Origin of the sequence: Arenimonas sp. (genome assembly GCF_036275555.1) — a bacterium.
In the GTDB taxonomy this organism is placed as follows: Bacteria; Pseudomonadota; Gammaproteobacteria; order Xanthomonadales; family Xanthomonadaceae; genus Arenimonas.
Genome location: NZ_DASUDO010000025.1, coordinates 21,970 through 47,661 on the forward strand (window position 1 = coordinate 21,970; position 25,692 = coordinate 47,661).

General features: G+C 71.9%; 25 protein-coding genes. 18 read left to right on the plus strand and 7 right to left on the minus strand.

From position 1 onward, the window contains the following. The first annotated feature begins 4 nt into the window (after positions 1-4). The 6 genes from lepA to recO all read left to right on the plus strand — a co-directional run bounded on the left by lepA (position 5) and on the right by recO (position 5,352). A complete protein-coding gene (lepA, locus tag VFV21_RS06440; RefSeq protein WP_329668639.1) occupies positions 5-1,798 on the plus strand; it encodes a translation elongation factor 4 in 1,794 nt (597 codons plus the stop codon). 29 nt (positions 1,799-1,827) lie between these two features. Further along, entirely contained in the window at positions 1,828-2,664 is an 837-nt protein-coding gene (gene lepB / locus VFV21_RS06445; protein WP_329668640.1) for a signal peptidase I, read from the plus strand. A 68-nt stretch (positions 2,665-2,732) separates the two neighbouring features. Beyond that, positions 2,733-3,077 (plus strand): DUF4845 domain-containing protein, encoded by a 345-nt coding sequence (locus tag VFV21_RS06450; RefSeq protein WP_414638503.1) that lies wholly within the window; start codon positions 2,733-2,735, stop codon positions 3,075-3,077. Next, positions 3,049-3,726, plus strand: coding sequence for a ribonuclease III (rnc, locus tag VFV21_RS06455; RefSeq protein WP_414638507.1), 678 nt, complete (start codon positions 3,049-3,051; stop codon positions 3,724-3,726). Before VFV21_RS06450 ends, rnc begins: the two co-directional genes overlap by 29 nt. Then, complete coding sequence (gene era, locus VFV21_RS06460; protein ID WP_329668643.1) at positions 3,723-4,637, plus strand: GTPase Era; 915 nt, start codon at positions 3,723-3,725, stop codon at positions 4,635-4,637. The genes rnc and era overlap by 4 nt, the downstream gene beginning before the upstream one ends. 1 nt (position 4,638) lies before the next feature. Further along, positions 4,639-5,352 (plus strand): DNA repair protein RecO, encoded by a 714-nt coding sequence (gene recO / locus VFV21_RS06465; protein WP_034210681.1) that lies wholly within the window; start codon positions 4,639-4,641, stop codon positions 5,350-5,352. Here the strand turns inward: recO and VFV21_RS06470 are convergent. Further along, positions 5,343-6,110, minus strand: a complete 768-nt coding sequence (locus VFV21_RS06470; protein WP_329668644.1) for a response regulator — start codon at positions 6,108-6,110, stop codon at positions 5,343-5,345. The two genes, recO and VFV21_RS06470, sit on opposite strands and share 10 nt — an antisense overlap. A 47-nt stretch (positions 6,111-6,157) precedes the next feature. Between VFV21_RS06470 and VFV21_RS06475 the strand changes: the two genes are divergently transcribed. The 8 genes from VFV21_RS06475 to VFV21_RS06510 all read left to right on the plus strand — a co-directional run bounded on the left by VFV21_RS06475 (position 6,158) and on the right by VFV21_RS06510 (position 13,362). Further along, positions 6,158-8,182 (plus strand): hypothetical protein, encoded by a 2,025-nt coding sequence (locus tag VFV21_RS06475; RefSeq protein WP_329668645.1) that lies wholly within the window; start codon positions 6,158-6,160, stop codon positions 8,180-8,182. A 28-nt stretch (positions 8,183-8,210) separates the two neighbouring features. Continuing rightward, complete coding sequence (locus tag VFV21_RS06480) at positions 8,211-8,813, plus strand: YdbL family protein (RefSeq protein WP_329668646.1); 603 nt, start codon at positions 8,211-8,213, stop codon at positions 8,811-8,813. A 112-nt stretch (positions 8,814-8,925) separates the two neighbouring features. Further along, positions 8,926-10,245: a 23S rRNA (uracil(1939)-C(5))-methyltransferase RlmD gene (gene rlmD, locus VFV21_RS06485; protein ID WP_329668647.1), complete on the plus strand. Its 1,320-nt coding sequence runs from the start codon at positions 8,926-8,928 to the stop codon at positions 10,243-10,245. A gap of 7 nt (positions 10,246-10,252) precedes the next feature. Beyond that, positions 10,253-10,756: a CYTH domain-containing protein gene (locus VFV21_RS06490; RefSeq protein ID WP_329668648.1), complete on the plus strand. Its 504-nt coding sequence runs from the start codon at positions 10,253-10,255 to the stop codon at positions 10,754-10,756. Next, on the plus strand, positions 10,756-11,766 hold the full coding sequence (gene nagZ, locus VFV21_RS06495; protein WP_329668649.1) for a beta-N-acetylhexosaminidase: 1,011 nt from the start codon (positions 10,756-10,758) through the stop codon (positions 11,764-11,766). The genes VFV21_RS06490 and nagZ overlap by 1 nt, the downstream gene beginning before the upstream one ends. A gap of 1 nt (position 11,767) precedes the next feature. Continuing rightward, positions 11,768-12,313, plus strand: a complete 546-nt coding sequence (locus tag VFV21_RS06500) for a hypoxanthine-guanine phosphoribosyltransferase (protein WP_329668650.1) — start codon at positions 11,768-11,770, stop codon at positions 12,311-12,313. 1 nt (position 12,314) lies between these two features. Beyond that, positions 12,315-13,058: an S-methyl-5'-thioinosine phosphorylase gene (locus tag VFV21_RS06505; protein WP_329668651.1), complete on the plus strand. Its 744-nt coding sequence runs from the start codon at positions 12,315-12,317 to the stop codon at positions 13,056-13,058. Between the two features lie 100 nt (positions 13,059-13,158). After that, the gene (locus tag VFV21_RS06510; RefSeq protein WP_034210690.1) at positions 13,159-13,362 is read left to right on the plus strand and encodes a cold-shock protein; all 204 of its coding nucleotides are present in this window, start codon (positions 13,159-13,161) and stop codon (positions 13,360-13,362) included. A gap of 220 nt (positions 13,363-13,582) precedes the next feature. Here VFV21_RS06510 and VFV21_RS06515 read toward each other — a convergent pair whose 3' ends face one another. The 5 genes from VFV21_RS06515 to VFV21_RS06535 all read right to left on the minus strand — a co-directional run bounded on the left by VFV21_RS06515 (position 13,583) and on the right by VFV21_RS06535 (position 19,262). Continuing rightward, the gene (locus tag VFV21_RS06515; RefSeq protein WP_329668652.1) at positions 13,583-15,337 is read right to left on the minus strand and encodes an ABC transporter transmembrane domain-containing protein; all 1,755 of its coding nucleotides are present in this window, start codon (positions 15,335-15,337) and stop codon (positions 13,583-13,585) included. Then, complete coding sequence (locus VFV21_RS06520; RefSeq protein ID WP_329668653.1) at positions 15,334-15,936, minus strand: YigZ family protein; 603 nt, start codon at positions 15,934-15,936, stop codon at positions 15,334-15,336. Before VFV21_RS06520 ends, VFV21_RS06515 begins: the two co-directional genes overlap by 4 nt. Beyond that, entirely contained in the window at positions 15,936-16,925 is a 990-nt protein-coding gene (locus tag VFV21_RS06525) for a hypothetical protein (RefSeq protein ID WP_329668654.1), read from the minus strand. Before VFV21_RS06525 ends, VFV21_RS06520 begins: the two co-directional genes overlap by 1 nt. Positions 16,926-16,932: 7 nt before the next feature. Continuing rightward, positions 16,933-18,648, minus strand: coding sequence for a VWA domain-containing protein (locus VFV21_RS06530; protein WP_329668655.1), 1,716 nt, complete (start codon positions 18,646-18,648; stop codon positions 16,933-16,935). A gap of 65 nt (positions 18,649-18,713) precedes the next feature. Further along, positions 18,714-19,262 (minus strand): RNA polymerase sigma factor, encoded by a 549-nt coding sequence (locus VFV21_RS06535; RefSeq protein ID WP_329668656.1) that lies wholly within the window; start codon positions 19,260-19,262, stop codon positions 18,714-18,716. Positions 19,263-19,351: 89 nt separating this feature from the next. Here VFV21_RS06535 and VFV21_RS06540 point away from each other — a divergent pair, with 89 nt between their 5' ends. Continuing rightward, on the plus strand, positions 19,352-20,794 hold the full coding sequence (locus VFV21_RS06540; protein WP_329668657.1) for a diguanylate cyclase domain-containing protein: 1,443 nt from the start codon (positions 19,352-19,354) through the stop codon (positions 20,792-20,794). Here the strand turns inward: VFV21_RS06540 and xseA are convergent, their stop codons facing one another. Then, positions 20,795-22,144 carry an exodeoxyribonuclease VII large subunit gene (xseA, locus tag VFV21_RS06545; protein ID WP_329668658.1) on the minus strand — a complete coding sequence of 450 codons (1,350 nt, stop codon included), beginning with the start codon at positions 22,142-22,144 and terminating at the stop codon, positions 20,795-20,797. It abuts the gene before it with no gap. Between the two features lie 106 nt (positions 22,145-22,250). Between xseA and VFV21_RS06550 the strand changes: the two genes are divergently transcribed. The 3 genes from VFV21_RS06550 to VFV21_RS06560 all read left to right on the plus strand — a co-directional run bounded on the left by VFV21_RS06550 (position 22,251) and on the right by VFV21_RS06560 (position 25,673). Next, positions 22,251-23,888, plus strand: a complete 1,638-nt coding sequence (locus tag VFV21_RS06550) for a hypothetical protein (RefSeq protein WP_329668659.1) — start codon at positions 22,251-22,253, stop codon at positions 23,886-23,888. Continuing rightward, on the plus strand, positions 23,885-25,114 hold the full coding sequence (gene ispG / locus VFV21_RS06555; RefSeq protein ID WP_329668660.1) for a flavodoxin-dependent (E)-4-hydroxy-3-methylbut-2-enyl-diphosphate synthase: 1,230 nt from the start codon (positions 23,885-23,887) through the stop codon (positions 25,112-25,114). Before VFV21_RS06550 ends, ispG begins: the two co-directional genes overlap by 4 nt. A gap of 79 nt (positions 25,115-25,193) precedes the next feature. Beyond that, positions 25,194-25,673 carry a hypothetical protein gene (locus VFV21_RS06560; protein WP_329668661.1) on the plus strand — a complete coding sequence of 160 codons (480 nt, stop codon included), beginning with the start codon at positions 25,194-25,196 and terminating at the stop codon, positions 25,671-25,673. Positions 25,674-25,692: the final 19 nt, after the last annotated feature.

Genomic DNA, 25,692 nt, shown 5'->3' on the forward strand with positions numbered 1-25,692 from the left:
CCGCATGCAGCACATCCGCAATTTCTCCATCATCGCCCACGTGGACCACGGCAAGTCCACCCTTGCCGACCGCATCATCCAGATCTGTGGCGGCCTCCAGGCGCGCGAGATGGAGGCGCAGGTGCTCGACTCGAACCCGATCGAGCGCGAGCGCGGCATCACCATCAAGGCCCAGTCGGTCTCGCTGCCGTACACGGCCAAGGACGGCGTCACCTACCAGCTCAACTTCATCGACACCCCCGGCCACGTCGACTTCAGCTACGAGGTCAGCCGCTCGCTGGCCGCCTGCGAGGGCGCGCTGCTGGTGGTCGACGCGGCGCAGGGCGTCGAGGCGCAGTCGGTGGCCAATTGCTACACCGCGGTGGAGCAGGGCCTGGAAGTGGTGCCGGTGATCAACAAGATCGACCTGCCCACCGCCGACATCCCCAAGGTCAAGGCCGAGATCGAGGCCGTGATCGGCATCGACGCCGAGGACGCCGTGGCCATCAGCGCCAAGACCGGATTGAACGTGGTGGACGTGCTGGAGGCGATCGTGCAGCGCATCCCGCCGCCGAAGCCGCGCGACACCGACAAGCTGCAGGCGCTGATCATCGACTCGTGGTTCGACAACTACCTGGGCGTGGTCTCGCTGGTGCGGGTGATGCAGGGCGAGCTCAAGCCCGGCGACAAGATGCTGGTGATGTCCACCGGCCGCACCCACCAGGTCGACAAGGTCGGCGTGTTCACCCCCAAGCGCAAGGACCTGCCCAAGCTGGGCGCCGGCGAGGTGGGCTGGATCAACGCCTCCATCAAGGATGTGCACGGCGCGCCGGTGGGCGACACCCTGACCCTGGCCAACGACCCGGCCCCGGGCCCGCTGCCGGGCTTCCAGGAAATGCAGCCGCGCGTGTTCGCCGGCCTGTTCCCGGTCGACGCCGAGGACTACCCGTCGCTGCGCGAGGCGCTCGAGAAGCTGCGCCTGAACGACGCCGCGCTGCGCTTCGAGCCGGAAAGCTCGGAGGCCATGGGCTTCGGCTTCCGCTGCGGCTTCCTGGGCATGCTGCACATGGAGATCGTGCAGGAGCGGCTTGAGCGCGAGTACGACCTCAACCTCATCACCACCGCGCCGACCGTGGTGTACGAGGTGCTGCTGGTGGACGGCAGCACGATGCCGCTGGACAACCCGTCCAAGCTGCCGCACGTGACCAAGATCCAGGAAATCCGCGAACCCATCATCCGCGCCAACATCCTCACGCCGCCCGACTACGTGGGCAACGTGATCAAGCTCTGCGAGGAAAAGCGCGGGCGCCAGGTCGGCATCAACTACATGGCCTCGCAGGTGCAGGTGAGCTACGAGCTGCCGATGGCCGAGGTGGTGCTGGACTTCTTCGACAAGCTCAAGTCGGTCTCGCGCGGCTATGCCTCGCTCGACTACCACTTCGAGCGCTTCGAAGCCGGCCCGTTCGTGCTGATCGACACGCTGATCAACGGCGACAAGGTCGATGCACTCTCGTCGATCGTCCACCGCAGCCACGCCGACCGCCGCGGCCGCGAGGTCTGCGAGAAGATGCGCGAGCTGATCCCGCGCCAGATGTTCGACGTGGCGATCCAGGCCGCGATCGGCTCGCAGATCATCGCCCGCTCGACGGTCAAGGCGATGCGCAAGAACGTGCTGGCCAAGTGCTACGGCGGCGACGCCACCCGCAAGAAGAAGCTCCTCGAGAAGCAGAAAGAAGGCAAGAAGCGCATGAAGCAGGTCGGGCGGGTGGACATCCCGCAGGAAGCCTTCCTCGCCGTGCTGCAGACCGACAACAAGTAAGCGGCCCCCGCCGCGAGGACCCCCGACGCGTGAAAATCGACCTTGCCCTGATCCTGACCACGCTGGCCGCGCTCACCGGCCTGGTGTGGCTCCTCGACTCCCTGCTGTTCGCGCGCAAGCGCAAGCTGATGCAGGCGGAAGGCGAGGACGTGGCCGACCCGATCGTGGTCGAGTACGCGAAGTCCCTGTTCCCGATCATCTTCCTGGTGCTGGGCCTGCGCAGCTTCGTCGCCGAGCCCTTCCGGATCCCGTCCAGCTCGATGATGCCGACCCTGCTGGTGGGCGACTTCATCCTGGTCAACAAGTTCACCTACGGCCTGCGCCTGCCGGTGGCCAACACCAAGGTCGTCCCGCTGGGCCAGCCGGCGCGCGGCGACGTGGTGGTGTTCCGCTACCCGGGCTACGGCCCCGGCGACACCAAGGCCGGCACCGACTACATCAAGCGCGTGGTTGGCCTGCCGGGCGACCGCATCGCGTTCAAGGACCAGGTGCTCTACGTGAACGACGTGGCCGTCGCCAAGCGCGAGACCGGCGTCTACATCGGGCGCGGCCAGGGTCGGTCCATGACCGGCGCCAGCCTGTTCGAGGTCGAGCTGCCGGGCCAGGACGGCCAGGCGCCCATTCGCCACGCCAGCCTCGAGAACAACCGCTGGAGCGACCCGCGCATCGAGAACCAGTGGGTGGTGCCGGCCGGCCACTTCTTCGTGATGGGCGACAACCGGGACCAGAGCGAGGACAGCCGCTACTGGGGTTTCGTGCCGGAGCAGAACCTGGTCGGCAAGGCCTTCCTGGTCTGGCTCAACTGCTCGGGCTGGTTCTGCAACGAGGCGTTTGACTACACCCGGATTGGCGATACCATCCGCTGAACGGCCACCACCCAGGGGACAGGACCATGGTTCGCAAGCAGCAAGGCATCACGTTGATGAGTTTCGTCATGGTCCTGGTCGTCGTGGGCTTCTTCGCCCTGATGGCCATGAAGCTGTTCCCGATGTACAGCGAGTTCCACAACATGAAGGCGGCCATCAACGCCTACGCCGCCGAGCCGAACTCGGCCAACAAGACCCTGCCGCAGGCGTGGGTCGACCTCGAGCGTCGCTTCAACATCGCCTATGTCGTGTCGGTGAAGCGCGAGCACATCAAGATCGAGCGGGCCGCCCAGGGGCGCGGCATGCAGATGAAGGTGTACTACGAAGTCCGCAAGCCGCTGCTGGGCAACCTCGACGTGGTCGGCAAGTTCGAGCACGTGGCCGATCTCAACGGTACGGGTTCGGGTGGCTGATCGGCTCCAATACGCCTTTCGCCACCCCGAACTGCTGCAGCAGGCCCTCAGGCACCGCAGCGCCGGGGCGCCGAACAACGAACGGCTCGAATTCCTCGGCGACGCGCTGGTCAACCTGATCGTCGCCGAGGCCCTGCACGCCCGCTGGCCGAAGGCCGACGAAGGCACCCTGACCCGCGCGCGCGCCGCCCTGGTGCGTGAATCCGCCCTGGCCGGCATCGCCCGCGAACTGCAGCTGGGCGACCGCATCGAACTCGGGCCCGGCGAACTCAAGAGCGGCGGGCACCGCCGTGATTCGATCCTGGCAGATGCGCTCGAGGCGGTGGTGGCCGCGATCCACCTCGACGCTGGCTTCGAAGCCTGCCGCGCCGCGGTGATGCCCTGGTTCGAGCCGCTGGTCGAAGCCCTGCCGACCGGCAAGGCCGAGAAGGATCCCAAGACCCGGCTCCAGGAGTGGCTGCAGGGGCGGCAGCTGCCGCGCCCGGCCTACCGGCTGCTGGAGACCCGCGGCGACGACCACGCCCGCGTCTTCGTGGTCAGCTGCGAAACCACCGATCCCGAGCTGGCCGAGCAGGCCGAAGGCCCGGCGCTGCGGGCCGCCGAACAACTCGCCGCCGAGCGCGTGCTGGCGCGACTGGAGACCAAGTGAACACCGAAGCCCCCAACGACCCGGCGCCGCACCGCGCCGGCACCATCGCCGTGATCGGCCGGCCGAACGTTGGCAAGTCCACCCTGGTCAATGCCATGGTCGGTGCCAAGGTCAGCATCGTCTCGCCGCGGCCGCAGACCACGCGCCACCGCATGCTCGGCATCGCCACCTTCCCCGAGGGGCAGCTGCTGCTGGTGGACACCCCGGGCATCCACGGCCAGCAGAAGCGCGCCATGAACCGGATGATGAACCGCGCCGCCCGCGGCGCCGTCGAGGGCGTGGACGCGGCGATGCTGGTGATCGAGGCCGGCCGCTGGACCGACGACGACGCGCTCGCCTACAAGGCGCTGCACGACGCGGGCGTGCCCTGTCTGCTGGTCATCAACAAGGTCGACAAGATCAACGACAAGGGCGCGCTGCTGCCCTTCATCGCCGAGGTCACCGCGGGCCGCGAGTTCAGCGCGGTGTACCCGCTGTCGGCGCTGAAGAAGCGCGGCCTCGACGGCCTGGTCAAGACCCTGCTGGCGCACGTGCCCGAAGCGCCGCCGATGCACGACGAGGACGAGATCACCGACCGCAGCGAGCGCTTCCTGGCCGGCGAACTGGTGCGCGAGCAGCTCATGCTGCGCCTCGGCGACGAGTTGCCTTATTCGGCCACGGTCGAGATCGAGAAGTTCGAGCTCGACGGCGAGATGCTGCGGATCGCGGCCGTGGTCTGGGTCGAGCGCGAAGGGCAGAAGCCGATCGTGATCGGCAAGGGCGGCGAGCGCATGAAGGCGATCAGCACCAGCGCCCGCCACGGCATGGAGCAGCTGTTCGGCCGCAAGGTCTTCCTCGAGACCTGGTGCCGCGTGCGCGAGGGCTGGTCGGACGACGAGGCCGCGCTGCGCCGGTTCGGCTACAGCGACTGACATGCAGGTCCGGGCCCAGCCCGCCTTCGTGCTGCACGCGCGGGCCTGGCGCGAGACCAGCCTGATCGTCGAGTTGCTGACCCGCGACCATGGCCGCGTCGCCGTGGTCGCGCGCGGCGTGCAGGGCGCCAAGCGGCATCCGCTGCGCGCGGCGCTGCAGCCGCTGCAGTCGATCCGCGCCGACTTCCTGCCGCGCGGCGAGCTGGCGCGGCTGGTGCAGGCGGAGGCGCTGGATGCCGGCGCGGCGCTCCAGGGCGACGCACTGATGGCCGCGTTCTACGTCAACGAGCTGGTGCTGCGGCTGCTGCCGCGGCAGGATCCGGCGCCGGACCTTTACGCGCGCTACGGCGAACTGCGCGCCGAGCTGGCGGGGCCCGGCCCGCTGGCCTGGACCCTGCGCCGCTTCGAGCGCGACCTGCTGGAGCTGCTGGGTTACGGCCTGCCGCTGGACGAGTCCGAGGACGGCGAACGCATCGACCCGGCCGCACGCTACCGCCTCGACGCCGAGCGCGGGCCGGTGCGCGACCGCGCGCACGACGCGGGTTCCACCAGTGGCGCGGCGCTGCTGGCCCTCGCCGCCGACCGGCTGCCGCCGGCCGAGCAGCTGGCGGAGCTGCGCAGTGCGCTGCGCGGCGTGCTGCAGGTGCACCTGGGTCCGCAGAAGCTGAAATCCTGGGGATTGCTGTCGGAGCTGGCTCGCCTGGGTCAGGACTGAGCGACCGGGCCGGAGAGGATCTCGGCGGCGTCGGCCTGGAATCGCGAATGCGCGCCGGCGTCCGCGGGCGCGGCGTGCAGGGCGCGCGCGGATTCGAGCAGGCCGGCGGCCCCGACGAAGGCGCAGCTGGCCTTGAGCCGGTGCAGGTGTTCGCGCAGGCGCGCCTCGTCGCGTGCGGACCAGGCCGCGGCGATGGTGCCGGCCTGCCCGGGCAGCTCCTGCAGGAACAGACGCCGCAGCGCGCGCACGGCATCCGGTTCACCGCCGAGCGCCGACAGCGCCGCGGCATCGTCCCAGGCCAGGCGCGCCATCCGGCCGGGCTCTTCGCAGCCGGCGGCGGGGCGCGCGGCCGCCCCGCAGCACGCCGGTGCAGCGGGTGCCGCGGCGCGGGCCGGGGCGGGCACCGCCATGGCACCGCGCACCGCCTGCCGCAGCGCCGCCGCTCCGATGGGCTTGCGAAGCACGGCCACGAAGCCGGCGGCCTGCAGGCCCGCCAGCGCGACCGGGTCATCCTCCGCGGTCAGCGCCAGCGCGGGCACGCGCCAGCCGCGGGCGCGCAGCGAGGCTAGCAGTGCGTCGCCGCGGCCATCGGGCAGGTGGGCATCGAACAACCAAAGCGCCTCGCCGCCGTCCGCCAGCGCCCGGGCCTGCGCCAAGTCCGACGCGAGCGCCAACCGGACCGGCAAGGACGCCAGCGCCTGCGCGAGGAAGGCGGCGGTCACGGCATCGTCCTCGACCAACAGCAGGCGGGGGTTCATCGGGTGTCCCGTGTAATCGCGTCGTGCAAAACCACTATGCTGGCAGCATGCGGCGACCCGCCACGCTCGGCAAGAGGCTCCTCCTCGTCCTGCTGCTGGCCATCCCGGCCGCACAGGCGAAGGTGCTGCGCGTGCAGGTGGATGCGGTGCGCAGCGAGGTCGCGACGCTGGAGGGCGTCGACCTGGTGCTGGACTGGGCCGAAGGCGAGGCCACCGGCGCGCTCGAGATGCGCGTGGAAAGCGCGGAAATGCCGCTGCTTGGCTACCGCGGCCGTGACCTCGCCTGGCGTTGCCCGCTGGTGCGCGACGACAGCGGCCGCTGGGCCTGCGACGGGCCGCTGCAGGTGGCGGGCGGCGCGCTGCATCCGCTTTCGCTCGAGGTTTCCCCGGCAGGCACGCGCGCCGAACTCGCGCTCGGCGCCCGTCGGATTTCCTACGAATCCATCGCCGCCGCGCCCGATCGCCACCGGCTGCAGCTGGCGCGCATCCCGGTCGCGTGGCTCGGCGAATTCCTCGCCGGCCTCTGGAGCGAAGGGCGGTGGACCGCCGGCGAGTTGGGCGGGCGTGTCGATATTTCCGTGCCCGACGCCGGGCCCTTCGCGGTGGACGCCGAGCTGGCGCTGGCCGACCTCGGGCTGGAGACGCCCGACGGCTGGCTCGCGGCCGCGGGGCTGCAGGCCACGCTGGCGCTCGGCTATCGCGAGCAGGCCGGCCGCCAGCAGGTCGCGGTGGACCTGCGCGCGCGCGGCGGCGAGTTCCTGGCCCAAGGTTTCTACGCGACGCTGCCGGATACGCCGGTGGACGTGGCCGTGGTGGCGGAGCAGCACGACGGCGCGGGGTGGCGGCTCCCCCGATTCTCCTGGCGCGACGGCGAGGTGCTGCAGGCCAGCGGCCAGGGGCGGCTGGCCGCCGACGCCAGCCTGCGCGAACTGGCGCTGGAGCTCACGCTGGGCGACCTGGCCGTGGCCCGCGACCGCTACCTCAGCGGCTTCCTCGCGCCGGCCGGGTTTCCAGACCTGCTGCTGTCGGGCCGCGCCACGGCCCGGCTCGCGCTGCAGGACGGCCGCGCGCAGGCGATGGCGCTGGGGCTCGCCGGCGTCAATGCGGTCGACCCGCGGCAGCGCTTCACGCTGGCGGGACTCTCCGGCGACCTGCGCTGGACGCGCGACGCCGCCGCCGTGGGCAGCGCACTGCGCCTCGACGGCGGCGCGCTGTACGGCATCGGCCTGGGTCCCGCGCGTCTGGCCTTCCGCAGCGCAGACGGCGAATTGAAGCTGCGCGAGGGCGCGCGCATCGCCGCGCTGGGCGGCCAGGTGACGCTCGACGACCTGCGCTGGCAGGCGCCCACCGAGACCCGGCGCACGCGCTTCCAGCTGGGGCTGACCCTGGACGCGCTCGACCTCGGCAGCCTGTCGCAGCGCCTGGGCTGGCCCCCCTTCACCGGCACCGTGGGCGGGCGCATCCCGTCGGCGCGCTACGAAGACAACCGGCTCACGCTGGACGGCGGCCTGGCGATGGACGTGTTCGGGGGGCGCGTGGCGCTGTCGTCGCTGGAAATGGAGCGTCCCTTCGGCGTCGCGCCCTCGCTCTCGGCCGATATCGCCATCGAGGACATCGACATGGCGCCGATGACCGCGGCGTTCGGCTTCGGCAGCATCACCGGCCGGCTCGACGGCCGCATCGCCGGCCTGCGCATGGTCGACTGGTCGCCGGTGGCCTTCGATGCGCGGCTGATGACCGACGAGGCGTGGAAGGGACGCCGGCGCATCAGCCAGCGCGCGGTCGAAGACATCTCCCGGGTCGGCGGCGCCGGCCTGGTGGCCGGGCTGCAGACGCAGGTGCTGAAGCTGTTCGATGACTTCGGCTACGCCCGCATCGGGCTGGCCTGCCGCCTGCGCGACAACGTTTGTGCGATGGACGGCGTCAGTTCAGCCGGTGATGGCTATACCATCGTCGAAGGTTCCGGCCTGCCGCGCATCCAGGTGGTGGGCTTCCGCCGGCAGGTCGACTGGCCGACCTTGCTGGACCGCCTCAAGGCGGCCACCGAAGGCCAGGCCCCGGTCATCCAATAGCCGGTCACCCAATCAAACGGAGAGCGTCATGGGCAAGCCGAAGTCGCGTTACCTGTTCACGTCGCTGCTCGCCGCCGGCGTGCTGGCGCTGGGCGCCTGCGTCACCATCAACGTCTACTTCCCGGCGGCCGAGGCGCAGCAGGCGGCCGAGGAGTTCGTCGAGAAGGTGCTGGGCGAGGACGCCGCGCAGGGCGAGAACCCCCAGTCCTTCCAGGCCCCCGCGCACGAAGGCTTCGATGTCGCCTCGCTGTTCATTTCCTCGGCCCACGCGCAGCAGGCCGACATCACCATCCGCACGCCGGCCATCCAGGCGATCCAGTCGCGGATGGAGGCGCGTTTCCAGTCCAGCCTCAAGCCGCACTTCGACTCCGGCGCGCTCGGCTTCGGCCAGGACGGCCGCGTGGTGCTGCGCGACGCCACCCAGGTCGGCCTGAAGGACCGCGTGGCGGTCAACCAGCTGGTGGCCGAGGAGAACCGGGACCGCGACGCGGTGTACCGCGAGATCGCGGTCGCCAACAACCACCCGGAGTGGGAAGGCCAGATCCGCGAGACCTTCGCCAAGCAGTGGGTCGCCAGCGCCCGCGCCGGCTGGTGGTACCAGGACGCCGACGGCGCCTGGAAGCAGAAGTAACCCGTAGGAGGGCCTTCAGGCCCGAACCCCGCGCCGCCGCGCGGGCCGACCGATCCAGCACCCGGGGCGCGGATTTGCGACAATCCGCGCCCCGTTTCCGTTTGGTCCCGCCGTGGCTCGTTCCCGCTCCAAGCTGCACCAGGTCTTCGAAATCGACGTTACCGACTTCAGCCACGACGGTCGCGGCGTCGGGCGCCGCGAGGGCAAGGCCGTGTTCGTGGCCGGCGCGCTGCCGGGTGAAACCGTGCGGGTGGAGCAGACCGGCCGAAACCGCCACTTCGACGAGTGCCGCACCCTGGAGGTGCTGAAGCCGGCGCCCGAGCGCGTGGCGCCGCGCTGCCCGCATTTCGGCACCTGCGCCGGCTGCGTGCTGCAGCACCTCGAGGCGTCGCAGCAAATCACCGCCAAGCAGCGGGTGCTGACCGACAACCTGCGCCGCATCGGCCACGTCGAGCCGGGCACCGTGCTGCCGCCGCTTACCGACGCCGCCTGGGGCTACCGCCGCAAGGGGCGCTTCTCGGTGCGCTACGTCGAGAAGAAGGGCAAGGTCGTGGTCGGCTTCCGCGAGACCAACCCGCGCTTCGTCGCCGACCTGTCGGTCTGCCACACCGTGGTGCCTTCGATCGGCCTGCGCATCCCGGAGATTTCCGCGCTGGTCGAAAGCCTCGACGGCCGCCGCACGCTGCCGCAGATCGAATTCATCGCCGGCGACGAGGCCGTGGCGCTGGTATTCCGCCACCTCGAGCCGCTGTCGGCGTCCGACCTGGAGCGGCTTGTGGCGTTCGCGAAGGACACCGGCTTCGCCGTGTTCCTGCAGCCGGGCGGTATCGAGACGGTGAAGGCGCTGTGGCCGGAACAGGTGCCGCTGTCCTTCGCCATCCCCGCCTACGACCTCTCGCTGGACTTCCGGCCGCTGGACTTCATCCAGGTCAACGCCGGCCTCAACGACAAGATGATCGCCTCGGCGCTCGACCTGCTCGACCCGCAGCCGGGCGACCGCGTGCTGGATTTGTTCTGCGGGCTGGGCAACTTCACGCTGCCGCTGGCGAAGCGGGCCGGGCAGGTGGTGGGCGTGGAGGGCGAGGCCGGCCTGGTGGCCCGCGCCCGCGCCAACGCAGCGAAGAACGGCCTGGCCAACGTCGAATTCCACGCCGCCGACCTGGCCAAGGATCTGTCGGGCGAGCCCTGGATGAAGGCCGGCTTCGACAAGCTGCTGCTCGACCCGCCGCGCGCCGGCGCCGCCGAGGTGCTGGCGCAGCTGCCGCTCAAGGGCATCCGCCGGATCGTGTACGTCAGCTGCCATCCGGGCTCGCTGGCGCGCGACGCCGGCTTCCTGGTGCGCGAGCGCGGCTACACGCTCAAGGCCGCCGGTGCGATGGACATGTTCCCGCAGACGGCGCACGTCGAATCCATCGCGCTGTTCGAGAAATAGGAAACCCATGGGCATCGAGATCGAGCGCAAGTTCCGGGTGGTGGGCGAGGGCTGGCGCGCGCAGGCGGTCCGCTCGGTGCGCATCGCGCAGGGCTACATCAACGACATGGCGGCGCTGCGCGAAGGGCGCCAGAACGCCTCGGTGCGCGTGCGCATCGCCGGCGACCAGGCCTTCCTCAACCTCAAGTCGCGCGAGCTGGGCACCACCCGCCAGGAGTTCGACTACCCGGTGCCGGTGGCCGACGCCGAGGCGCTGCTGGCGCTGTGCGTGGGCGGCCGCATCGACAAGGTGCGCCACTACGTCGAGGTCGAAGGCCACACCTTCGAAGTCGATGAGTTCCGCGGCGACAATGCCGGCCTGGTCGTGGCCGAGCTCGAGCTCGAATCCGCCGGCCAGGCCTACCCGCGCCCCGGGTGGCTGGGCCAGGAAGTCACCGAGGAACTCCGCTACTACAACCTGGCGCTCGCCGAGCGCCCGTATTCGCGCTGGAGCGCACAGGAGCAGCACTGATGCTGGTGATCGGAATCAGCGGCCACGAACTCGACGCCCGCGAGCGCGAGTGGCTGCAGCATGACGCGGTGGCGGGCGTGATCCTGTTCACCCGCAACTTCGCCTCCCGCCAGCAGGTGGCCGACCTGTCCGCGGCCATCCGCGCCGCCGCGCCGCGGCCGCAGCTGCTGTGCGTGGACCAGGAAGGCGGCCGCGTGCAGCGCTTCCGCGACGGCTACCACCCGCTGCCTTCGCTCGACGGCTACGGCCACCTGTACGCGCGCGACCCGAAGGCGGCCCTGCGCCTGGCCCGCGACCACGCCTGGCTGATGGCCAGCGAGATCCGCGCCACCGGCGTCGACCTGAGCTTCGCGCCCGTGGTCGACCTGGGCCGCGGCAACCTCGCGATCGGCAGCCGCGCCTTCCACGCCGACCCGGCCATCGTCGCCGAATTCACCCGCGCCTACGTGGCCGGCATGCACGAGGCCGGCATGGCCGCGACGCTCAAGCATTTCCCGGGCCACGGTTCGGTGCTCGAGGACACGCACTTCGACGACGCCGTGGACCCGCGCCCGCTCGAGGCGCTGCAGGCCGAGGACCTGGTGCCGTTCGTGGCCGGCATCGACGCCGGCGCCGACGCGGTGATGATGGCGCACGTGAAGTACCCGGCCGTCGCGCCCGAACCCGCCGGCTACTCGCCGCGCTGGATCAAGGACATCCTGCGCCGCGACATGGGCTTCCGCGGCGTGGTCTTCTCCGACGACATCGGCATGGCCGCGGCCGAATCGGCCGGCGGCGTGAAGTCGCGCATCGACGCCCACCTCGACGCCGGCTGCGACATCGTGCTGGTGTGCGCCCCGGCCCTGGTCGAGGATTCGCTCAAGGCCATGGACACGCGTCCGGCCTCCGACACGCTGGGCATCAGCTCGTTGTTGGGCCGCGGTGCCGGCGGCTGGGACGGCCTGCTGGCCGATGCGCGCTACGATGAGGCCCGCGGCCGCATCACGGCCCATCCCGAAGGAGTGGCCTGACATGGCGAAGTCCCTGGCCGAGGCGGTGGCGGGTTCCGACCTGCTGTTCGACCGCGCAAGGATCGAGCGCGAGATCACCCGGATCGCCGCCGAGATCGACGCCCACTACGCCGACGGCGAGCGCCCGGTCTACCTCACCATCATGCACGGCGGCCTGCCGTTCGCGGCCCAGCTGGCGATGGCGATGAAGACCGACCTCGAGTTCGACTACCTGCACGCCTCGCGCTACCGCGGCGCCACCACCGGCTCGGGCCTGGCCTGGCTGCACCGTCCGGCCACGCCGCTGCGCGGCCGGCGCGTGCTGCTGGCCGACGACATCCTGGACGAAGGCCACACGCTCAAGGCCGTCAAGCAGTGGTGCGAGGACCAGGGCGCGCGCGAGGTGCGGGTGGCCGTGCTGGCCGTGAAGCAGCACGACCGCTGCGTCGACGGCATCGCCGCGGATTACGTCGCGCTGGAAGTGCCCGACCGCTACGTCTACGGCTACGGCATGGACTACCACGAACAGGGCCGCAACCTGCCCGCGATCTACGCGCTGGGGAACTGACATGGCCGCGATCGACCTGGCCGTGATCGGCGGCACCGGCGTCTACCGCCTCGCCAGCCTGCAGGATGCCGAGGCCGTCACCGGCGACACGCCTTTCGGCCCGCCGTCCGGGCCGGTCCGCGTCGGCACGATCCGCGGCCGCCGCGTGGCTTTCCTGGCGCGCCACGGCGAGGGCCACTCGCTGCCGCCGCACCGGGTGAACTACCGCGCCAACCTCTGGCAGCTCAAGCAGCTTGGCGCCAGCCGCGTGCTCGCCATCAATACCGTCGGCGGCATCACCGAGCGCTTCGGCCCGCGCGTGCTGGCGCTGCCCGACCAGCTGATCGACTACACCTGGGGCCGCGCCTCGAGTTTCTGGGACGGCGAGGGCGGCGAAGTGCTGCACGTCGATTTCGGCGACCCGTACACGCCTTCGCTGCGCGCCGCGGTGCTCGCGGCCGCCGCCCGCGCCGGCACCGCGATCGTGGACGGCGGCTGCTATGGCGCCACCCAGGGGCCGCGCCTGGAAACCAAGGCCGAGATCGCCCGCATGCGCCGCGACGGCTGCGACCTGGTCGGCATGACCGGCATGCCCGAGGCCGGCCTGGCCCGCGAGCTGGGCCTGGACTACGCCTGCCTGGCCGTGGTGGCCAACTGGGCCGCCGGCTGCAGCGACGACGGCGAGATCACGCTGGCCGAGGTGCTGGCGCACGTCGAGGCCGCCAGCGCCGGGCTGCCTGGGCTGTTCGACGCGCTGCTGGGGTGATTGTCAGTCGAATTCCCCTTTTGCATACTCGGCCCGTGCGACGGCCCGGGGAAGGTGCCGGGGCACGTTCGACCAACCGCACTCGAGGGAAGGAAAGCGCATGAGTTTCGGCACCGTGAAGTGGTTCAACGACGCCAAGGGGTTTGGCTTCATCGCTCCGGAAGACGGCAGCGCGGATGTGTTCGTGCATTACTCGGCGATCGCATCCAAGGGCTTCCGTTCGCTCCAGGAAGGCCAGCGCGTCAGTTTCGAAGTCGTCCAGGGCCCGAAGGGCGCGCAAGCCGCCAACGTCGCGCCCGCCTGAGGCTGTTTCGATTCGAAACCCGGGGCCCCGCTTTTGCGGGGCTCTTCTTTTTTGGAGCGGTGGACGCGGATTTACGCGGATAAACGCGGATAAAGCAAAGGCGAAAGTGGGTCTTCGCCGGCTGAACCATTCCGCGAAGTACCAATCCTGCGTTCGTTTGCTTTATCCGCGTTTATCCGCGTAAATCCGCGTCAAAAACGCCCTTCGCACCGCCGGGAAACTAGTGGTCGAACTGGAGGCGGGCGAGTTCCGCGTAGAGGCCGCCCTGGGCGAGGAGCTCGGCGTGCGTGCCCTGCGCGACGATGCGGCCGCGGTCCATGACGATGATGCGGTCGGCCTTGAGCACCGTGGCGAGGCGGTGCGCGATGACCAGCGTGGTGCGGCCCTGCATCAGGCGCTCGAGCGCCTGCTGGACCGCATGCTCGCTCTGCGAGTCGAGCGCACTGGTGGCCTCGTCGAGCAGCAGGATGGGCGCGTCCTTGAGCAGCGCCCGCGCGATCGCCAGCCGCTGCTGCTGGCCGCCGGAAAGACGCGCGCCGCGCTCGCCCAGCTCGCTGTCGTAGCCCTGCGGCAGCGCCGCCAGGAACTCGTGGGCCTCGGCGCTGCGGGCCGCCGCCTCGATCTCGGCGTCGCTGGCCTCGAGCCGACCGTAGCGGATGTTCTCGCGCGCGGTGGCGCCGAAGATCATCGGGTCCTGCGGCACCAGGGCCACCTGCCGGCGCAGCGCGGCGGGCTCGAGCGTGCGCAGGTCGTGGCCGTCGAGGCTGAGGCGACCGGCCTCGGGGTCGTGGAAGCGCAGCAGCAGCTGCAGCACCGTGCTCTTGCCGGCGCCGGACGGGCCGACCAGCGCGACGGTTTCGCCGGGCGCGACCGACAGGCTGAAGTCGTCGAGCGCGGCCACGTCCGGGCGGGTGGGGTAGTGGAAGCGCACGCCTTCGAGTCGGATTTCGCCGCGCACGGGCGTCGGCAGCGGTGCCGGCCGGGCCGGCACGGCCAGCACCGAGCGCTCCTGCAGCAGTTCGTTGATGCGGGTCATGCCGCCGGCCGCGCGCTGCACCTCGGCCCAGACCTCCGTCAGGGCGCCGACCGAGCCTGCGCCCAGCAGTGCGTACAGCACGAATTGCCCCAGCGTGCCCGGCGTCATGCTGCCGGCCACCACGTCCTGCGCGCCGATCCACAGCACCGCCGTGATCGATCCGAACACGAGCACGATCACCACTGCGGTCAGCATCGCCTGCAGCCGGATGCGCTTGCGCGCGGTGCCCAGCGCCACCTGCACGGCGCCGGAGAAACGCTCGCGTTCGTAGTCCTCGCGCGCGTAGCTCTGCACGGTGTGCATCGCGCCCAGGGTTTCGCCGGCGCGGGCGTTGGCGTCGGCGACGCGGTCCTGGCTGTCCTTGGCCACGCCGCGCACGCGCCGGCCCGAGACCACCATCGGCAGGATCACCAGCGGGATGCCCAGCAGGGCGAACAGCGCCAGCCGCGGGCTGGTGACCGCCAGCATCAGCGCGCTGCCCAGCACGGTAATGCCGCTGCGCAGCGCCACCGACATGCTCGAGGCCACCACGCTGCGCAGCAGCTCGGTGTCGGCCGACAGCCGCGACAGCAGCTCGCCCGTTCGGGTGCGCTCGAAGAAGGCCTGGTCCAGCGACAGCAGGTGGCCGTAGAGCGTGCGCCGCAGGTCGGCGATCACCCGCTCGCCCAGCAGCGACACGAAATAGAAGCGCGCCGCCGTGGCCAGCGCCAGCAGCACCGCCACCGCGAACAGCAGCGCGAACCAGCGATCGACCGAGCTGCCGGCGACGAAGCCCTGGTCGATCATGTACTTCACCGCCACCGGCAGCATCAGCGTGGCGCTCGAACTCAGCGCCAGCGCCACCAGCCAGCACAGCAGCAGCGGCCGGTGGGGGCGCAGGAAGGGCAGCAGCCCGCGCAGGGAGTTCAGCGGCGGGCGCGGCGTCGGGGTGTCGGTCATGCGTCGGGGGTCTCGAGGCGCCTCAGGCGCGCGGCACCCCGGCTGAGGTCGCGCAGCCGGTCGGCCAGGTCGTCAAAGCTGGAGGCGGGAACGCGCAAACGCAAGTGCAGGCCGTGTTCGTCGAACGTTTCCCCGAGCTTGCCGGCCCCGACCGCGTCCAGCAGGCCGTGCAGCGGGCCGGCGAGCGCGAACCCGGCCTCGACCTCGGCCTCGCACCAGTCCACCAGCGGCCGACGCGGTGCGGTGCGCAGGCATTCCGCGGCGGCGCCGCCGTAGGCGCGCACCAGGCCGCCGACGCCGAGGTTGGTGCCGCCATACCAGCGCGTCACCACCACCATCACCTGGTCCACGCCCTGGCCTTCGATCGCGGCCAGGATCGGGCGGCCGGCGCTGCCGCCGGGTTCGCCGTCGTCGCTGGAGCGGTAGGTGGCGCCGATGCGGTAGGCCCAGCAGTTGTGCGTGGCCTGCGGGTCGGCGATTTGCCGGAGCCAGGCCAGCGCCTGCTCCGGCGTATCCACCGGGGCGGCCTGTGCGATGAAGCGGCTCTTGCGGGCCTCGAGCGTGAAGCTGGCCGGGCCCTGCAGCGTTTGCGCCGCCATCAGCGCAGGTCGGCGAGGTCGTCGGGGACGGCCGCGTCGGGATGGGCGGCGCGAAGCCGGGCCAGGCTCTCCCGTGCGCCCGCGAGGTCGCCGGCGTCGCGGCGCGCGCGGATGCGGTCGAACCATGCGTACGGCGCCAGTGCGGTGTCTTCGGAAACCGGCGGCAGGGCCGCCTGCTGCCGCGCGACCGGCGGGCCGGCGGCGCCAGGCGCGGCCGCGGCCTTCGCGGCGGCATCGCGTTGCGCGGACTCGCTGGCCTGGGCCTGCTGCCGGGCCAGCGCCTCGCGTTCGGCGTCGGCACGTTCGGCGGCGCGCTGGGCGTAAGCGGACTGGTGGCGGCGGCGTGCCTGGTCGCCGGTTTCCGGCGGCGGCGCGACGCGGGTGCCGGAGACGGTGATCGAGTCCAGCGCGGCGCCTTCGTCCGCGGCGGCGTCCTCGGCAAGCACGGGGGCCGCGGGGAAGGCATCGGCCACGGCTTCGGCGGGCGCCGGTGGGCTCGGTGGCGCGGGGGACTCGGGTGCGGGCGGAGGCGGGGGCGGCGGCAGCGGCGCCTGGCGCTCGCTGCGCATTTGCGCGGGCTGGGCCGGCGGCGGCGCCGGGGGCGGCGGCGGCGCCAGCTGGGGTTCGGGGAGTTCGATGTCCATCCGCGGCCGCGACTCCGGCAGCGGGCGATGGGCCGGGGCCTGCTCGGCCTGGGGTGCGACGGTGGGTGCGAGCGGCGGCCGCAGCTGCACGCCGATGCCGACCGCGAGCACCGCGGCGGCGGCGGTGCCAATGGCCCAGGTCGGCAGCCACGGCAGGATCCGCTTCGGCGCGCCGGTGCGCGGTCGCTCGCCGGGCGAGGCGGCGACCGCGTCGGTCGCCGCCGCCAGGATCGCGGCATCCAGCCGCGACGGCGGTTCCCCGGCCGGCAGGGCGCGCAAGACCCGGGCCAGGGCGATCTCGTCGTCCTGGAGCGGCTGCTTGCGCGGGTCCTGCGGCTGGGTCACGGGCGGTTCAATCCTGGCTGATCGCGACGTCGGGGTCGCGCGCGGGGCTCAGGCTGCGCGCCTGCGCCAACAGTTGCAAGAACTCACCGCGGTAGCCCCAGGCGTCGTTGCCGCGCGCGCCGCGCGCCAGCGCCTCCACCTGGTCCCAGGTGAAGCCGTTGGTGTGCCGGCCGCCGCGCAGCAGGTCGGCGTAGGCGGCCACGGCCGCGGCGAAGCGCAGGTCCTCGCTGGCTTCCTTGCGCACGTCGCCGCGGGTGACCGGGCGCTCCATCAGCACGCTCTTCTCTTCGCCCGGCCGCTTGTAGCGCAGCTTGAGGAAGGCGAGCTCCGTGCCCCTGGCGCCCGCGGCGGGCGGCGCCGAATAGCGCAGCGGATCGCTCGACTCGCAGCCCATGCCGACCAGGCAGACTTCGTAGAGCGCGGTCACGTCGTGGCCCGCGCCAATCTCGCCGGCGTCGACCTGGTCGTTGTTGAAGTCCTCGCGCGCCAGCGTGCGGTTCTCGTAGCCCACCAGCCGGTACTCGGCGACCTGCGCCGGGTTAAACTCGACCTGGATCTTCACGTCGCTGGCGATGGTCAGCAGGGTCGAGCCCATTTCCTCCACCAGCACCTTGCGGCCTTCCATCAGGTTGTCGATGTAGGCGTGGTTGCCGTTGCCGAGGTCGGCCAGCTTCTCGGCCAGCGCATCGTTGTAGTTGCCCATGCCGAAGCCCAGCGTGGTCAGCGCGACGCCGGATTCGCGGCCCTGCTCGACCTTGGTCTCGAGCGCGCGCTGGTCGTAGATGCCGACGTTGAAGTCGCCGTCGGTGGCCAGCACGATGCGGTTGACGCCGCCTTCGATGAAGGCCTGCTTCGCCATCGCGTAGGCCAGGTCGATGCCCTCGCCGCCGTTGGTGGAGCCGCCGGCCTCGAGCTGGCCCAGCGCGGCCAGGATCTCGCCGTGGCGGTCACCCGGCGTCGGCGGCAGCACCAGCCCGGCGCTGCCGGCGTACACCACGATCGAGACGCGGTCCTGCGCGCGCAGGCGCGGCACCAGCTGGCGGAAGCTTTCCTTCAGCAGCGGCAGCTTCTCGGGCGAGTCCATCGAGCCCGAGGTGTCGATCAGGAACACCAGGTTCGAGGCGGGAATCTCGGCCGCCGGGACCTCGTAGCCCTGGATGCCGACCTGCATCAGCAGTTTCTTCGCGTGCCAGGGCGAGGGCGCGAGTTCGGTGCGCACGCTGAAGGGCTGGCTGCGGTCGGTCGGCGCGACGTAGCCGTAGTCGAAGTAGTTGATCATCTCCTCGACCCGCACCGCGTCCTTCGGCGGCTGCTGTCCCTGCGCGAGCATGCGGCGCACGTTGCTGTAGCTGCCGGTGTCGACGTCGATGGAGAAGGTGGATACCGCGTTCTCGGCGGTGCGGACGATGCCGTTGTCTTCGAACGCGGCGTAGTTCTCGGTGTTGGCTTCCGGCGGCGCCACCACCGGTGCCGGACCGCCGGCGAACGCGGCGGCCGGGGCCGGCGGCGACGGCGGCGGGGGAGGCGGGGGCGCCATCACCACCATGCGTCGCGCCTCCGCGTCGCGCATGCGGGTGCCGGTGACGGTGATCGAGTCGAGCGCGGCCGATTCCTGGGCCAGGGCCTGTTCGGCCTCGGCCTTCTCGGTGCGGACCTGGTCGGACTTCTTGGCGCAGCCGGCGGCGACGGCAAGGGCGAGGCAGCTGATCATGAGCGGACGCATGGTGGAGCTCCTGTCTGGGGTGGCGCTGCCTTCAACGTGCCGCCGCGGAGAATGGGGTTGATCGATCATGGCCGCAGCCTCGCGCGCAGCTTGTTCATGGCGTAGCGCAGGCGCGACTTCACCGTTTCCCGGCCGACGCCGGTGATTTCCCCGATCTCCTCGAGGCTCAGCTCCTGCTCCAGGCGCAGCAGCACCACTTCGCGCTGGTCCTCGGGCAATTCCTCCAGCGCCAGCTGCAGGCGTCGGCGCTCCTCGAAGGCCGACAGGCTGCGCTCGGGCGAATCCGGGTCGGGCAGCCGCTCCGCCAGCTCGGTGGCGTCGCCGGGCGCATCCGGTCGGTGCTGCTTCGCCCGCCAGTGGTCGGCGAGCCGGTTGTGCGCGATCTGGTAAAGCCAGGTCGCGAACTTCGCCTCGGGGCGGTAACGCTCCCGGGCCGTGATCACCCGCTGCCAGGTGTCCTGGAAGAACTCTTCGGCCAGCGCAGCATCCCGCACCTGCCGCGTGAGGTGCCGGAACAGCGGGCCGCGATGGCGGGCGTAGAGGGTCTGGAACGCTCCGACGTCGCCGGCCCCGTAGGCCAGCATCAGCGCTTCGTCGGTGGACTCCTCCTGCATGCCCCGAAGCGTACGGGCTTTCGCCGGGCGCGAGAAGCTGGCCAGCCGCCGCTCACCTTGGACGGCCGGGGCGGGTCTACACTGGCGGCATGGCGCCAAGCCTCTTCCACGACCCCGACGATGGCAGTGGGCCCGCCGGGCCGCGGGGTGGCTGGCTGCTGCCGGGTCCGCACTGGTGGGCGGCGCTGGCGGTGCTGGCGCTGGGCCTGTATTTCAGCTTCAACACGCTGCAGACCGAACGCGGCCGCGACCTGAGCCGGCGGCAGGCGGAAGTGCAGGCCGACCTGTCCGATTTCCGCGCGCGCCTCGAGACCGACCTCTACGCCAGCGTCGCCCTCGTGCGTGGCCTGGCGGTGCAGGTGGTGTTGAACGAGGGCATCACCCACGCCGAGTTCCAGGCCATCGCCGAGGAGCTGCTGCGCGGCCAGCCGCACATCGACAACCTGTCGCTGGCGCCCGGCTTCGTGCTCACCGACATCTACCCGCTGCCGGGCAACGAGGCCGCGCTCGGGCTGGACCTGCTGGCGGACCCGGTGCAGAAGCACGCGGTGTTCCAGGCCATCCGGCTCGACCAGCCGGTGCTGGCCGGGCCGTTCGAGCCGGTGCAGGGCGGCAGCGTGCTGGCCGTGCGGATCCCGCTGTGGGTGGACGTGGACGGCGTGCCCCGGCTCTGGGGCGCGGTGAGCATGACCCTGGACTACGAGCGCATGCTGCGGCGCGCCGGCATCACCAAGCTCGAGAAGTCCCTGCAGCTCTCGATCATCGGCCGCGATGCGCTGGGGCCGGGCGGCGAGCCGATCCGCGGCGAACGCATTCCCGTGGCCGCCAACGCGGTGAAGGTGCCGGTGTTCCTGCCCGGCGGCAGCTGGCTGCTCTCCGCGGTGCCGCGCGAGGGCTGGCATGCGCGCGGCCGCTGGCTGTCGCCGCTGTTCCTGCTGCGCCTCGGGCTGAGCCTGCTGGCCTCGCTGGCGGTCGCGCGCATCCTTCACGATCGCCGCCGCATCCGGCACCTCGCGGGCGTGGATACGCTGACCCAACTGCCGAACCGGCGCCGGGCCCTGCGCCACCTCGACCGCATGATCGCGCGCGGACAGCGCGGGGGTCCCGGCTTCGCGCTGATGTCGCTGGACCTCGACGGCTTCAAGCCGGTCAACGACACCCACGGCCACGCCGCGGGCGACCGCCTCCTCTACGAACTGGCGCGCCGCCTCTCCGACGCGGTGCGGCCCGGCGACATGGTCGCGCGCATGGGCGGCGATGAGTTCCTGGTGCTGGTGCCGATGCCGCCCGGCGCCGACGACGCGTGGGTGCAGGCGATGGCCGCGCGGCTGCGCGAGGCGATCCGCCAGCCGGTGCCGATCGGCGACCACTGGATGATGGTGGGCACCAGCATCGGCATCGCCCGGTTCCCCGCCGACGGCGGCAGCCCTGAAGTCCTGCTGCACCTCGCCGATGCGGCGATGTACCGCGCGAAGCAGGGCGGCGGCCGGGGCATCTCTTTCCACGCGCCGGCGCTGGCGCCGGCGGACTGATCAGTCCGGCCCGGGTTCGACCCGCAGCCGCAGCCGGCCCTCGGCCAGCCGGGCCTCGAGCGCATCGCCGACGCGCACCTGGTCGGCGCGCCGCACCACCGGGCCGTCGTCGCCTTCGCGCAGGATGCTGTAGCCGCGGGCGAGCGTGGCCAGCGGGCTGACGCTGGCCAGCGCCCGGGCCAGCCCCGCCAGGCGCAGGCGGCGCGGCGGCAGCAGGCGGTCGGGGGCATTCGCCAGGGCCTGGCCGAGCAGCTGCAGCCGGTGGCGCTGCTCCTGCAGGCGCCGGCGCGGGTGCTGCTGGTCCAGGCGCCGCAGCACGCGGGCAGCGCGTTCGCTGCGGGCGGCCAGCGCCTGCGCCACGGCCTGGTCGAGGCGATGCTGCAGTTTCGCGAGCCGGCCGCGGCCGCGTTCGAGCCGCAGCTGCGGGCGCAGCGCCTGCAGCTTCAGGAAGGCCTGGTCGGCGCGCTGGGCGCGGGCGGCGTTCATGCGGGCCAGCAGCGCCTGCAGCTGGCGGTGGCGCTGCGCGAGCCGTGCCTGCAGTTCCCCCTGCTCGGGCACCAGCAGCTCGGCCGCGGCGGAGGGCGTGGGCGCGCGCAGGTCGGCGGCGAAGTCGCTCAGGCTGGTGTCGATCTCGTGGCCCACGGCCGACACCACCGGCACCGGCGAGGCCGCGATGGCGCGCGCCAGCGCTTCGTCGTTGAAGGCCCAGAGGTCTTCGAGCGAGCCGCCGCCGCGGGTGAGCAGCAGCACGTCGTAGCGGCCCGAACCGGCGGCGCGGCGCAGCATGTCGAGGATCTGCGCGGCGGCGCCGTCGCCCTGCACCGGCACCGGCAGCACGTCCACCGGCAGCAGCGGGAAACGCCGCCCCAGCACGCTGAGTACGTCGCGCACCGCGGCGCCGCGCGGCGAGGTGATCACGCCGAGGCGGCGCGGGAAGGCGGGCAGGGGACGCTTGCGGGCCGCCTCGAACAGGCCTTCGGCGGCCAGCCGGGCCTTGAGCTGTTCGAAGGCCCGGCGCAGCGCGCCTTCGCCGGCCTCCTCCATGTGGTCGAGCACCAGCTGGTAGTCGCCGCGGGCCTCGTACAGCGTCAGGCGGCCCCGGGCCAGCACCTGCAGGCCGTCGCGCGGCGCGAACCGCAGCGCTTGCGCCTTGGGCTTGAACAGCGCGCAGCGGACCTGGGCGCGTTCGTCCTTGAGCGTGAAATAGGCGTGGCCGGAGGCCGGGCGCGAGAAATTGCTGATCTCGCCCTCGACCCAGACCTGCGGGAAGCTGCCCTCGAGCAGGTCGCGCGCCAGCGCATTGAGCTGGGACGGGCGCAGGACCTGGCGTTCGCGGGCGAGTGAAGACATGGCGGGCGGGCGGGACGGCCGGACAGGATACCCCGGGGCGTTCCTCACCGGGGTAGGGCGCGGGCACCGGCCCGGTCTAAACTGTGGCGGCCACGAGGACCCCCCCATGAGCGATAGCTACAAGCGGCTTTGCGACGGCCTGCCCGCCACCACCGGCGGCGCCGGCTTCGCGACCGAACCCCGCAAGGTCAAGGCCTGGGTCGCGGCGCTGCCGCGCGCCAACGCCCAGGCCACCGAGCAGGAGCTGGCGCGCGCGCTGGCCAGCCTGGCCTCGCAGCGGCTCGAAGGCGGCGCCCGCCTGGGTGCGCTGGAAGAGCTGCGCGCGGCGGCGATCGAATCAATCACCCTGCTCGAACGCCAGTTCAACACCAGCCCGCTGCCGCTGCCGCCGGACAAGGCGCGCGCGGCCGCGGTCGCCGAGTCCTTCCACGTGCTGCTGGCGCACGCCTACCGGGGTGCGGCGGTCGACCTGTGCGCGCCGGCCGGCAGCGTGCCCTTCCTGCGCGGCGGCGCGGTGCTGACGGCGCTGGAGCGCGCGGCCTGGCACTACGCGCGTGCGCTCGCGATGGCCTGGCGCGTGTACCGCCCGGCGTCCGCGGGCGTGTGGCAGGGGCTGCACCGCGTGCACCGGTTCGCGGCCCAGCTCAAGCTCGACCGCAAGGCCACCGAGGACAAGCCCGCCGGCGGCAACTTCGACGTCAACACGCTTTACGTGCAGGCGCTGCTGCTGGCGGCGGTCAATCCCTACGCCTTCGGCCAGGCCGAGCAGGACAGCCTGTGGCCGATCGCACGTGCGTTCACCGCCCGCTGCGGGCTGGTCGAGCAGGCGCCCGATGGGCTGGCGCCCGTGGTCCCCGACGACGCCGACCGCGGCCCGGGCACCGGCGCCGGCGAGGAGTCGCATTCGCTGTGGCTGGACCTGCGCGCGTTCGCCGACGAAGTCGAGCGCGCGCTGTCGCGGGTGCGCGATGGCCAGTCCGAGATCGTGCCGGCCGCGGGCCCGGGGTTCCGCGTCGGCAACGACCTGCTGATCCGCCTGCGTCGTGCCTTCGGCCAGATCGCCGCGCGCGGCCTGGTCCGCCTGCCGGCCGGGCACAAGCTCGACACCGTGCTGGGCTTGAGCGGCCTGCATTACTTCCTCGCGGGCCAGCGCGATTTCGACACGTTCATGAAGCAGTCGGCGCAGGGCACCGTGCACGTGATCGCCGGCGCCGCCTGGACCCAGGGCGCGGCCAGCATGACCAAGGTGCCGCGCTTCACCGGCAAGGTGCTCGACCAGAGCCTGGGCGGCTACCGCATGGCCTGGGCCAGCGCCGAGCAGGCGCGCGCGCGCGTCGGCGAACTGGTGGGCCTGAATTTCGGCGACGAGGGCGAGGAGCAGGCGTGGATGGTCGGCGTGATGCGCTGGCTGCGCTACGAGGACGACGGCAGCCTGTCGGCGGGCGTCGAGCTGCTGTCGCGGCGTTCGAGCGCGGTGGCCCTGCGCGTGGTCAGCGCCGACGGCGGCAACCGGCAGGTCAACCGCGCGATCGAGGTGTTCCCGATCGACGGCACGCCGGGCCGCTGCTTCGTCGCCAACGCGGTGATCGAATCGGGCAGCCGGGTCGAGGTGATCCACGACCTCTCCAGCCATTTCCCCGAGCTCGCGCCGCGCGGCGCCGACCTGCTGCCCGACGTGGAGGTGCTGCTCAACGCCGGCGACTACGTGCTGCTGGGCGAGCGCCAGCCGGAGGCGACGGCATGAGCGAGGCCCGTTCGCAGCCGCGCCGCGATACCCGAGGCGTCGACGTCGGCAAGGTCCGCATCGGCGGCGGGGCCCCGGTGGTGGTGCAGTCGATGACCAACACCGACACCGCCGACGTCAACGCCACCGTGAAGCAGGTGGCCGAGCTCTGGCGCGCCGGCTCCGAGCTGGTGCGCGTCACGGTCAACAACCCCGAGTCCGCCGCCGCGGTGCCGCGCATCCGCGACAAGCTCGACATGATGAACGTGCCGGTGCCGATCGTCGGCGACTTCCACTACAACGGCGACCGCCTGCTGGCGGCCGAGCCCGCCTGTGCCGAGGCGCTGGCCAAGTACCGCATCAACCCGGGCAACGTCGGCTTCGGCAAGAAGAAGGACACCCAGTTCGCCGCCATCGTCGAGAAGGCGATCGAGTTCGGCAAGCCGGTGCGCATCGGCGTCAACTGGGGCTCGCTGGACCAGGCGCTGTCGGCGCGGCTGATGGACGAGAACGCCGCCCGCGCCCAGCCCTGGGACGCGGCGCGGGTGCTGCGCGAGGCGCTGGTGGTGTCGGCGCTGGAATCGGCCGAACGCGCCGTCGAGATCGGCCTGGCGCGCGAACGGATCGTGCTCTCGGCCAAGGTCAGCGGCGTGCAGGAGCTGATCGCCGTGTACCGGGACCTGGCCGCCCGCTCCGATTTCCCGCTGCACCTGGGCCTGACCGAGGCCGGCATGGGCAGCAAGGGCATCGTCGCCTCCGCGGCCGCGCTGGCGGTGCTGATGCAGGAAGGCATCGGCGACACCATCCGCATCTCGCTGACGCCCGAGCCCGGCGCGCCGCGCGCGCTGGAGGTGCAGGTGGCGCAGGAACTGCTGCAGACGATGGGACTGCGCGCGTTCACCCCGCTGGTGACGGCCTGCCCGGGCTGCGGCCGCACCACCTCGGAGTTCTTCCAGGTCCTGGCGCAGAAGGTGCAGGAGCACGTGCGCGGGCAGATGCCGGTCTGGAAGCTCAAGTACCCGGGCGTCGAGAGCCTGTCGCTGGCGGTGATGGGCTGCGTGGTGAACGGCCCGGGCGAGTCCCGGCACGCCGACATCGGCATCTCGCTGCCCGGCACCGGCGAGGCGCCCTCGGCGCCGGTGTTCATCGACGGCGAGAAGGCCATGACCCTGCGCGGCGAGAACATCGCCGATGACTTCGTGGGCGTGATCGACGACTACGTGGCCCGGCGCTACGGCGGCGGCTGAACGGGCCCGGCGGACCCGTGGACGGCCGCCGGGGCAAGCGTGAGAATGGCGGGGCATCCAACCAAACAGGGGAACGATGATGCGCAACACGAAGAACGCAATGGCCTGGCTCTTCGCCGGCCTGATGATGGCGGGCGCGGGCACCGCGGCGGCCGATGCCTCGGTGGCGAAGCGGCTGGACGAGCGCGGCGTCAAGTACGAGGTGGACATGGATGGTGACTACAAGGTCACCTACAACTACTCCAAGGAAGGGCGCACCCAGCTGGTGTTCGTCTCCGGCGGCACCGAGTCGGTGGCCGGCTTCACGGTGCGCGAGGTGTTCTCACCGGCGGCGCGCGTGGAGGGCGACGGCATCGACGGCGCCAAGGCGCTGGAGCTGATGGCCGAGAGCCGCCGGAACAAGCTCGGCGCCTGGGAGCTGGCCGGCGACGTGCTGTACTTCGTCATCAAGCTGCCCGACGACATCAGCGCCGCCGAGCTCGAGTCGGCCATGGACATCGCGGCCGAGACGGCCGACGACATGGAGATCGAGTTCTCCGGCGACCGCGACGACCTCTGAGTCGCCGCGGCAGGCACCG

Coding starts and splice junctions, on each gene's coding strand:
- ispG (WP_329668660.1), top strand. CDS start 23,885: ATGAGCGAGGCCCGTTCGCAGCCGCGCCGCGATACCCGAGGCGTCGAC.
- xseA (WP_329668658.1), bottom strand. CDS start 22,144: ATGTCTTCACTCGCCCGCGAACGCCAGGTCCTGCGCCCGTCCCAGCTC.
- recO (WP_034210681.1), top strand. CDS start 4,639: ATGCAGGTCCGGGCCCAGCCCGCCTTCGTGCTGCACGCGCGGGCCTGG.
- VFV21_RS06515 (WP_329668652.1), bottom strand. CDS start 15,337: ATGACCGACACCCCGACGCCGCGCCCGCCGCTGAACTCCCTGCGCGGG.
- lepA (WP_329668639.1), top strand. CDS start 5: ATGCAGCACATCCGCAATTTCTCCATCATCGCCCACGTGGACCACGGC.
- VFV21_RS06470 (WP_329668644.1), bottom strand. CDS start 6,110: ATGAACCCCCGCCTGCTGTTGGTCGAGGACGATGCCGTGACCGCCGCC.
- VFV21_RS06560 (WP_329668661.1), top strand. CDS start 25,194: ATGCGCAACACGAAGAACGCAATGGCCTGGCTCTTCGCCGGCCTGATG.
- VFV21_RS06490 (WP_329668648.1), top strand. CDS start 10,253: ATGGGCATCGAGATCGAGCGCAAGTTCCGGGTGGTGGGCGAGGGCTGG.
- VFV21_RS06540 (WP_329668657.1), top strand. CDS start 19,352: ATGGCGCCAAGCCTCTTCCACGACCCCGACGATGGCAGTGGGCCCGCC.
- nagZ (WP_329668649.1), top strand. CDS start 10,756: ATGCTGGTGATCGGAATCAGCGGCCACGAACTCGACGCCCGCGAGCGC.
- VFV21_RS06510 (WP_034210690.1), top strand. CDS start 13,159: ATGAGTTTCGGCACCGTGAAGTGGTTCAACGACGCCAAGGGGTTTGGC.
- VFV21_RS06475 (WP_329668645.1), top strand. CDS start 6,158: ATGCGGCGACCCGCCACGCTCGGCAAGAGGCTCCTCCTCGTCCTGCTG.
- VFV21_RS06550 (WP_329668659.1), top strand. CDS start 22,251: ATGAGCGATAGCTACAAGCGGCTTTGCGACGGCCTGCCCGCCACCACC.
- VFV21_RS06480 (WP_329668646.1), top strand. CDS start 8,211: ATGGGCAAGCCGAAGTCGCGTTACCTGTTCACGTCGCTGCTCGCCGCC.
- VFV21_RS06505 (WP_329668651.1), top strand. CDS start 12,315: ATGGCCGCGATCGACCTGGCCGTGATCGGCGGCACCGGCGTCTACCGC.
- VFV21_RS06450 (WP_414638503.1), top strand. CDS start 2,733: ATGGTCCTGGTCGTCGTGGGCTTCTTCGCCCTGATGGCCATGAAGCTG.
- VFV21_RS06535 (WP_329668656.1), bottom strand. CDS start 19,262: ATGCAGGAGGAGTCCACCGACGAAGCGCTGATGCTGGCCTACGGGGCC.
- VFV21_RS06500 (WP_329668650.1), top strand. CDS start 11,768: ATGGCGAAGTCCCTGGCCGAGGCGGTGGCGGGTTCCGACCTGCTGTTC.
- VFV21_RS06520 (WP_329668653.1), bottom strand. CDS start 15,936: ATGGCGGCGCAAACGCTGCAGGGCCCGGCCAGCTTCACGCTCGAGGCC.
- VFV21_RS06530 (WP_329668655.1), bottom strand. CDS start 18,648: ATGCGTCCGCTCATGATCAGCTGCCTCGCCCTTGCCGTCGCCGCCGGC.